Origin of the sequence: Alcanivorax sp. 1008 (assembly GCF_020667895.1) — a bacterium.
In the GTDB taxonomy this organism is placed as follows: domain Bacteria; phylum Pseudomonadota; class Gammaproteobacteria; order Pseudomonadales; family Alcanivoracaceae; genus PGZG01.
Genome location: NZ_JAFMPS010000039.1, coordinates 1 through 8544, shown reverse-complemented (window position 1 = coordinate 8544; position 8544 = coordinate 1). Strand labels below are relative to the sequence as shown.

Below are 8544 nucleotides of genomic sequence, written 5' to 3'. Positions count from 1 at the left end.
ATCGTGGAGATCCAGCGGCGGACAATCTGGCCCGGGCCATGCGCGCCAACCGATCGTTAGGCAGAGAACTGGATGCGGCGCTGCGCCAAGGCGTTGGCCCGGACACTGATGTGGCCGCTGAAGTGGCTGATTTTGTCCGCTCGGCAGTGCAGATTCCGGATTTTATCGATCGGCAAAAAGTCACCGAGGGTGGGCGGGTATTTCGCTCCAAGCTCGACCTGTTCGGATTGATCACCTATGGCTTGCCGGTGGGTATCTACCTGCAGGGCATGGTGCCGGCCATCACCATGGCACTGCTGTTTACCAACCGCCCGACAAAAGTGCCGGCCACCATTGAGCAGGCCCTTGCCAGAAAAGAGAGCAAGCGGCGCGGCTTTGTCCGCGTGCTGGAAACCTTCCGCTGGTTTAACGCCGTGGCGGAAAGTGGCGCCGGTGATCTGTACAGCGACGAGTTCCGCGAGAACTGCAAGATCCGGTTGGTCCATGGTCATATTCGTGGCGCCATCCGCGGGCATCAGGAGCCATGGAATTATCAACCGCCGCTGAGTTGGGATGAAGCAGAGCTGGGCGTGCCCATGTCCGCCGCCGATGGATCGATTGTGGTGGCCACCATCATGGTCACCATGCTGGCCATGCGCCGCCATCTGCACAAGCCGATCTCCGATCAGGAACTGGAAGCACTTAATCACTGGATCAACTATGTCAGCTTCCTGCAGGGCGTGCCTGAGGAGTTGCTGTGCAAACACTGGCAGGACACAGCAACACAGCTTGCCGCCTTTATCCTGTCCATGGATCCAGGTACTTGCCATGCGCCGCTGCGCAGCTTTATGACCGAGCTGCAGGACCTTGGTCTCGGCCGTGGTCTGTTTGGCCGAATCCGGCCGCTGGCGCGATTGCTTGATGCAGTGGGCACGGCGGCGCTAAGCCAGGTTTTCGATGCGGAGATCAGAACGCACTATGGTCTGCGCACGGCATCAACCGGTGAGCGCGCGACCTATGCACTGCTGCACGCCAGCGTGTCGATGATGAATCGGGCGGCCGGATTTTCTGCCGCATTGAATCGCGGCCTGGACGGGCAGACGGTGAAACTGTGGCGCACGATCATGCCGGAGGCAGAGCGTATTTTGAGTCGCCTGCATGGGCGGGTGGTGGAGTGACGCGCAACTCGCTGCGTGACAGGTTGAGTGTTTGGCACATGGCCGCGCCAGCCGGTTCTGGCTCGGGCCATCTGTGTGCTACGATGCACTGATCCTGTAACACATCAAGGAGCAAGCCATGAGCGATGCCACCTTTACCTTCCGGGTTGATGAAGACCTGAAGGCCGAGTTCGTCTATGCGGCCAAGACCCGTGATCGTACCGGAGCCCAGCTTTTACGTGACTTCATGCGTAACTACGTGGCCGAGCAACAGCAAGCCCAGAACTACGACGCCTGGCTGGCCGATAAGGTAGCGCAAGCGCGAGCCTCGGCGGCGGCAGGTGACCTGATTCCAGCCGCCGACGTTGAGGCCGAGTTCGCTGCCCGGCGCGCCGCAACCCGTGCTCGATTAGCTTCATTTGAGTGATGGAGCTTTTCTGGACTCCCGAGGCCATCCGGGATCGAGACGACATCTACGACTATATCGAAGCGGATAAACCGCTGGCCGCTCTGGCGCTAGACGAGTTGTTCTCAGCCAGGGCTGCAATGCTCGTGGACCACCCGCACAGTGGGCGAGAGGGAAGAGTGCAAGGCACCTTCGAGCTTGTCGTCCACAGCAACTACATGCTCGTGTACGACATGTCGGGCAAGCAGCTGCGGATTCTGGCGGTGGTGCATACAGCACGTCACTGGCCGCCACTGATATCACTATGATATTCAAAGGAATTTCCTCCGTTTACCATTTGGCCATCCCTTCACCTTCTGGTACCTTCGCACTACTCAGGAAGAACATATAAAAACAGGGACCCGGATGACACTCCCCGCCACTCTTGGCTTTACTTTCCCCGTGCACCGGGGACTAACCGCGCGCGCTGCCGGCGCCGTACTGCCGAAAACAGATGCCTCGGCGGAAGCGTCCGTCTCCTCCTGGCATCAGGAAGTGCGTGACGACTGCGAGCATCTGGTCAAGAACCACAAGCTCTACGCCCGGCTGGATATTCTCGATGCCGCCGCGCCATTGGTAGTGGTCGCCGATCTAGTGCGCCGCAGTGTCTGCATCTATATGAGCGTGACCGCCCCCAAAGACAAAAAGAAAACCTCCGCCCCGGAAAACGGCTATATCCGCGCCAGCTGGCCCGGCAGGGCGCCCATCACCCAGGCACTGCTTAATGACCTGCGCGAAGATCCGGCGTTAATCGAAGGCGGCAACAAGACGCTGGCGCCAGTGGCATTCGAAGTGATGCTGGTGCATGACATGGCCGCCAAGTTCAGCGGCGCGAAAACCTTTATTGAGCAGCTGGAAGAAGCGGTGCCACGGTTTTACAAGGATGTGGGTCAGCATCTGCGCGCCTATGTGGCGGAAGAGGGGGTGAGGCTGATGTGCTTGATCCGCCGTTGGAGAGTCATATTGACGATATGGATGATCAGGTGAGTTTGCCCCCTTCAAGCTCACTGATATTGGGTGTTGGGGATTATGAGGCCTGATTCCGGTTCGGATTGTTGTGGCGTAATAGATTTTCCAGTTATTCGTGATCGAGAGTTTTTTGATTTCAATATTAATTATTTTTCTTTGGTGGGTTATGAAGGTAATTCAGGTAAAGGCGCTAAACAAATGCTTTCGTGATTTGAGTAGGTCTGGAAAGAAAGGAAAGGACGTTATTACAAAAGTCAGGGCTGCTATGTCTGAGGCAGGAACTGAGGGTGAAATTACGTCTCTCAAAAGAACTAATCATGGTGAGTCCAGAATCCCGAACGCAGAGAAGTACGATTTGGGCGACGGTTATAGGTTGGTTGTTCAGCTTGTAGATGGCAAAGAAAAGATTCGGGCATTTCTTTTTGCTGGGACGCATGATGATGCTGAGAACTGGCTTGAATCTCATAAAGATTATCATTGGATAATGAATCCAAAAGATCAGACTTTAGAGTTTGTAAAGGTTTCCTCTGGGCCATCATCAATATCCTCTCCAATGAATTTGGATCTTGAGACTCCAATTGAGATGATGTCCCTTCCTCTTCTTCGTCATGCTAAGAAAGATGAGCTTCTCAAAATATGTGATAGCGATCTTGTCGATTATGCGTTCACAATTACTTCTGAAAAATGGGAGGAGGATTCAGTAGGGGTAATTGATTATATCGATCGAGCTCATGGCTCTGACTCTGCGATTCTTTACATTGATCTTTTTTCCCTTTCGCATGATAAAAAGTATCAAGAGCTTCTCACTAGGATTGAGCTAGCTTTGGGGGACTATAAGCTGGCAGGGGCTGATGATATGGCCGAGGCAATCGAAAGCTCCTCCAATAGTGAAATATTTGTGACTTGGGAGGATGTTGTTGGTATTCCAGATGATGCTTCATGGGCTGACTGGTTGCTTTTTCTTCACCCAAAGCAGAAAGAAATATCGGTGAAGAATTTTAATGGCCCGGCTAGGCTTAGGGGGGTTTCTGGCAGTGGAAAAACATGCGTTATGCTTCATCGTGCTCGGCACCTTGTTAAGAAGTACAAGCAGCCAATAGTTCTTGTGACTCTGACGGAAAGTATGAGAAAGCTATTGGATTCGCTTGTCAAAGAATTGTGCGGGGTGGAATCTTCTTACATATCGACTTTCACTATAAATAGCTTTTCTGAGAAAGTAATTCATGATTTGCACCCAAAAGGTGCTGGTGCTTTTACTCGTCTTCGTGACGATGTGTCAGTATCAAAGAGTGTTTTGTCTTTCGTTCAAGGAAAAATTATTGGGTCGAAAGCATATAAGTTCTCTGTTGGGAGCGGTCTTTCTAAGTTTGTTGAAGATGAAATATCTCATATTAGAACGCGACTTATGCCATCCCAATACGACGATTACCTTGATGCAAAAAAATTCCGGCGTATAGGTCGCGGGTCGGGGCTTGGGTTGGCTGAAAGAGAAATATTTCTTGAAGCGGCAAGATACAAAGATGAGCAGATTAAGGGAATATTTCAACTAGATTATGAGGCTGTTGTTGTTGCTGCGGCTGCGCTTCTTTCAAAAGACAAAGAGTCTCTTGCCGCCCTAGGATGGAGAGATATCGATATGCAGCAGTTGGATTCTAGGTTATCCGAATACCATCCATTTAGAGCGATTCTTGTGGATGAGGTCCAGGATCTTTCTCAGATTGAGATAAGCATGCTTGGTAAGATGCCGGTGTTTGGAGGTGGGAGAATATCTTCTGCTGAGGATGGGCTGTTTTTAGTTGGGGATGGAGCTCAAACTATTTATAAAAAGGGGTTTGTGTTGAAGTCTTGTGGGGTGAACGTTGCAAATAGAAGCTTTGTTCTTAAGAAGAACTACAGGAATACAAGGGAGATAATGGCTGCTTCTTATGCTTTGATCAAAGACTATCAGTATGCTGATGTTGATGAAGATAATGTCGTTAGTCCTACTCAGCCGGATTTTCCCGCCAGGACAGGCGAGCGCCCGGCTTTGGTGAAGTGTAGGTCGGTAGATTCTCAGATAGAATTTATTTCAGGAAGAATATCCGAAATTGTGGGGGATTATCGGGCTCTGCATGATGATCCTAATGGATGTCCTGAGATATGTGTTATTGGTCTGAATTCAAGGATTCGAGAGGCTGTAAAGCGGGCTCTTGAAGACGAAGGGGTGGCGGCTAAGGAGCTCCGTATTAACGCGGGTGATTATGAGAGCAATAGTGTTTCTATTAGCACCATTGAGACCGCAAAAGGGCATGAGTTTCGTTATGTTTTCATAGTTGGCGTTCAAGAAGGAGTTATTCCAGCAAAGGGTTTGGAGGATGATGAGATTGCAAGAGATGCTTCTAGGCTTTATGTGGCAATGACTCGTGCGTGCGATAGCCTGTATTTGACATACACTTCTGATAAGGAGAATCAAGCAAGTCGATTTCTTCTGAGTATTCAAGAGTTTTGCAATGAGTTTGAGTATAAAGGGAAGTCTCTTATCGTTATGGATTAAGCTAATGGTTATTGTCTTGCAAGGTTAATTTTGTTCTTCGATCGGGAAGTGAATATTGGTAAACATTGGGTTGCTAGAGTATCTCAGTTCGTTAGCCTATTCGACGGCGGAGACAGGTCTAAAAGTTGACATCTGTTAGCATCATGTGGCAGGCCTGATGCCTACTGTATGCGTTTAATACTTTTGGTTGGGGGTTTGTGTGTCATCTAGTGCAGATGTAAGCATTAAGAGGCTGGTAACGACGCTTTCTGGGTTTTATCCTGGCGCGCCGATGTTGAGGTATATCTCTCACATTCGTTTTCCGAACTTTAAGAACATTGCGAAAGATGAAGAGCTAAAACTGAATTTTCCACTGATTGCTTTGGTCGGGGCCAATGGAAGTGGCAAAAGCTCAATACTACATGCTTTGTATGGCGCTCCAAAAGATCAGAGTACAAGTAGATTCTGGTTCTCTACCGATTTGGATCCAATTTCGGATAATAAATCAAATCCATCACGGTACATTGTTGGTCATTGGAATGATTCGGTATCAAAGATTGTTGAGACAAGAAAAGCCAGAGTGTCTAAGCCAGCCAGATTGGACTATTGGGAGCCAACAAAGCGTACCTCCGGTGATCATATGGAGAAGGTTCCTCCCGTTAAGCCAGGAATCACGGGGCTATCAAAAGATAGATGGAACCCTCCTGAGAAGGATGTTGTGTACATTAATTTTAAGTGCGAATTTGGATCATTCGATAAATACTTTTACTTTGATACTGGTAGGACTCTAGATGAAAATCACAGAGACATGCGAAGGGAAGCAAAACGCATAAGAAAAGTAATATGTCAGAATCTTTCTTCTTTAACATTGTATGGCTATGAAAAAATTATTGAGAATAGAGATCTCTCAAATAAAGAGATTGATGCCATTTCAACGATACTCGGCCGAGAATATCAGGCTGCCAGGCTTGTAAGGCATAGGCTATATCCAGGGGGAAGGGGAGAGGATATCAGCGTGCTTTTTAATCGGGGATTCGAATACTCGGAGGCGTTCGCTGGAAGTGGCGAGGTGGCTATTGTTAGTGCGGTTGTTAAAATAATGGCTGCAAATAATGAGTCTTTGATTCTCCTTGATGAGCCGGAAACATCTTTGCATCCTGGTGCACAAGTTAGATTTCTTGAATTCTTACTCAAGCAGATTAAAGTCAAGAAGCACCAGATCGTTATTTCAACTCACTCTCCAGAGATTGTTGAAAGACTTCCCCAAAAAGCCATAAAAGTCCTGAGCGAGAATGTTGATAAAAAGGTAGTTATTTCAAACGAGTGTAGTCCATATATCGCATTTCATAGACTTCAGAAAATACCCACCGATCGAATACGTGTGGTGGTGGAGGATGAGCTGGCCGCCGTTTTAGTGCGAAGAGCAATTTCCTTGCTGGATGAAGGAGAGCGAGAGGTGGTTGATGTTTCTGTGGTTCCAGGAGGTGCTTCGAGCATTCTGGGAACTTATGGGCCTGTGGCTCAGCACCAGAATGAAAATGTCTATTTTTTCATGGACGGCGATCAATCAACCGGTAATGAAATCCCTGATCCTGATGATCTTCCAGCATCTAAGGACGAAGAGTTGGACGAGATTTGTAGTAAAAGTCTGGGGGTTTCTCCCAAGCTGTTGATTTCGGGAGGTGATGATCCTTCGCAGGCTGCGAATAAAGCAAAGGCTTTGAGATCATATTTAGGCTGGATAAGGGGGCGCCTGTCATTTTTGCCTAGGAAGAGCCCAGAGCATGTGGTGTTGGCCATTATTGGGCACGACGAAGGCAAGTTAGGGTCTATGAGCTCTGAAGAGGCGAAAGCGGTGCTCTATGATGAGCTCGCCACCCCAGATGGAGGCTCGGCGGCCGATATATTGGCGGTATGTAAATACAAGCTTGGCAAGGCAGACTTATCTGAAAACACAGATATAATTGCCATTCTTGATTTGGTTAAGAGCATCATAAAAGCGGAACAGGAGTGAAGGTGTCTAAGGAAATGCAAAGTAAGAAGCCCCTGGCAATTGACCTGTTTTCTGGATGCGGGGGGCTAACTGAGGGTCTCAAGCAGGCGGGTTTTTTTGTGGGTGGGGCGGTAGAGTTGTGTTCTAAGGCTGCGGCCACATATGAATTGAATCATCCTGAAGTTGAGCTATTTATTGGGGATATCACCCAGATAGATGCTCGCGCCATACGAAGGCGCCTGTCGTTACGTAAAGGTGAACTTGATCTTTTGGCTGGATGCCCTCCTTGTCAAGGTTTCTCGAGAATTAAAACAAAGAACGGGAAATATGGAGATATCGATCCTAGGAACTCGTTGGTTTTTCAGTTCAAGAAGTATGTCGACGAATTTTTTCCGAAATGCGTGATGCTGGAGAATGTGCCGGCGCTTTCAAAGCATCAGTATTTTTCGGATCTTAAAGCTTTCCTTGAAGGCAAGGGCTACTCTGTGATTGATGCGGTCCATGATGCGGCTGAGTACGGTGTCCCGCAGAGAAGAAAACGATTAATCATGTTGGCCTCTAGGATTTCCAATGTGGATTGGCCGATGCCCTCTGCAAGTCGTAGTTCGGTGAGGCAGACATTTTCAGCCATTACTCGTTCAGTTTTGGTAGAGGATGATTTACACAACATGCCACAGAGGCGCTCCGAGAAGGTGGAGCGGATTATCAGAGCCATCCCGAAGAATGGAGGAAGTCGGACACAGCTTCCAGATAGTCTAAAACTTGACTGCCATATGAAGATGAACGGTTTTTTTGACGTATATGGTCGCATGGCATGGGATGATGTATCGCCTACCATAACCGGAGGGTGCTATAACCCCTCCAGGGGCCGGTTCATACATCCCGAGGAAGATAGAGCCATTTCATTAAGGGAGGCCGCGCTGCTTCAAGGTTTTCCTCTGAGGTACAAATTTCTAACATCTCATGGGAAGGAGTCAATTGCCCAGATGATAGGTAATGCTTTGCCTCCACCACTAGTACTGGCTCATGCGCGACCGCTATATCAGTTGCTTGTAAATTAAAAAGCCCGGCTTCCCCCGGGCTTTTTATTACCACGAAGAGCAAATCCCCAATCAGCTCACCTGAGCCACCGGAATCTGCACCTTGTCCGCCACGTCGGTATATTCCTTCATCTGATCAAAGTTCAGATAACGGTAGATATCCTTCGACATGGAATCGATGGTGTCGGCGTACTGCATGTACTCTTCCACGGTCGGCAGTTTGCCGAGAATGGAAGCGACGGACGCCAGTTCCGCAGAGGCCAGGTACACATCCGCGCCCTGACCGAGACGGTTCGGGAAGTTGCGGGTGGAGGTGGACACTGCGGTGGACTTCGGCGCGATGCGTGCCTGGTTACCCATGCACAGCGAGCAGCCCGGCATTTCGGTGCGGGCACCGGCGCGGCCGTAGATGTTGTAGTAGCCTTCTTCGGTCAGCTGGTGCTGGTCCA

General features: G+C 49.3%; 8 protein-coding genes. 7 read left to right on the top strand and 1 reads right to left on the bottom strand.

Annotation, left to right across the window (positions count from 1 at the left end):
• The 7 genes from J1C54_RS15710 to J1C54_RS15680 all read left to right on the top strand — a co-directional run.
• A partial coding sequence (locus J1C54_RS15710; protein ID WP_229149738.1) for an oxygenase MpaB family protein occupies positions 1-1157 on the top strand: 1157 nt, incomplete at its 5' end.
• 118 nt (positions 1158-1275) lie between these two features.
• Positions 1276-1563 carry a CopG family ribbon-helix-helix protein gene (locus J1C54_RS15705; protein ID WP_229149736.1) on the top strand — a complete coding sequence of 96 codons (288 nt, stop codon included), beginning with the start codon at positions 1276-1278 and terminating at the stop codon, positions 1561-1563.
• Positions 1563-1850: a type II toxin-antitoxin system RelE/ParE family toxin gene (locus J1C54_RS15700; protein WP_229149740.1), complete on the top strand. Its 288-nt coding sequence runs from the start codon at positions 1563-1565 to the stop codon at positions 1848-1850. The genes J1C54_RS15705 and J1C54_RS15700 overlap by 1 nt, the downstream gene beginning before the upstream one ends.
• Before the next feature lie 97 nt (positions 1851-1947).
• A complete protein-coding gene (locus J1C54_RS15695; RefSeq protein WP_229149734.1) occupies positions 1948-2568 on the top strand; it encodes a hypothetical protein in 621 nt (206 codons plus the stop codon).
• A 112-nt stretch (positions 2569-2680) separates the two neighbouring features.
• Positions 2681-5083, top strand: a complete 2403-nt coding sequence (locus tag J1C54_RS15690; protein ID WP_229149732.1) for a 3'-5' exonuclease — start codon at positions 2681-2683, stop codon at positions 5081-5083.
• 199 nt (positions 5084-5282) lie between these two features.
• A complete protein-coding gene (locus J1C54_RS15685; protein WP_229149729.1) occupies positions 5283-7076 on the top strand; it encodes an ATP-binding protein in 1794 nt (597 codons plus the stop codon).
• Between the two features lie 2 nt (positions 7077-7078).
• Positions 7079-8116 (top strand): DNA cytosine methyltransferase, encoded by a 1038-nt coding sequence (locus J1C54_RS15680; RefSeq protein ID WP_229149726.1) that lies wholly within the window; start codon positions 7079-7081, stop codon positions 8114-8116.
• A 51-nt stretch (positions 8117-8167) separates the two neighbouring features.
• Here J1C54_RS15680 and J1C54_RS15675 read toward each other — a convergent pair.
• Positions 8168-8544, bottom strand: a 377-nt coding sequence (locus J1C54_RS15675) for an aconitase family protein (protein ID WP_255612693.1), incomplete at its 5' end; no start/stop codon positions are given.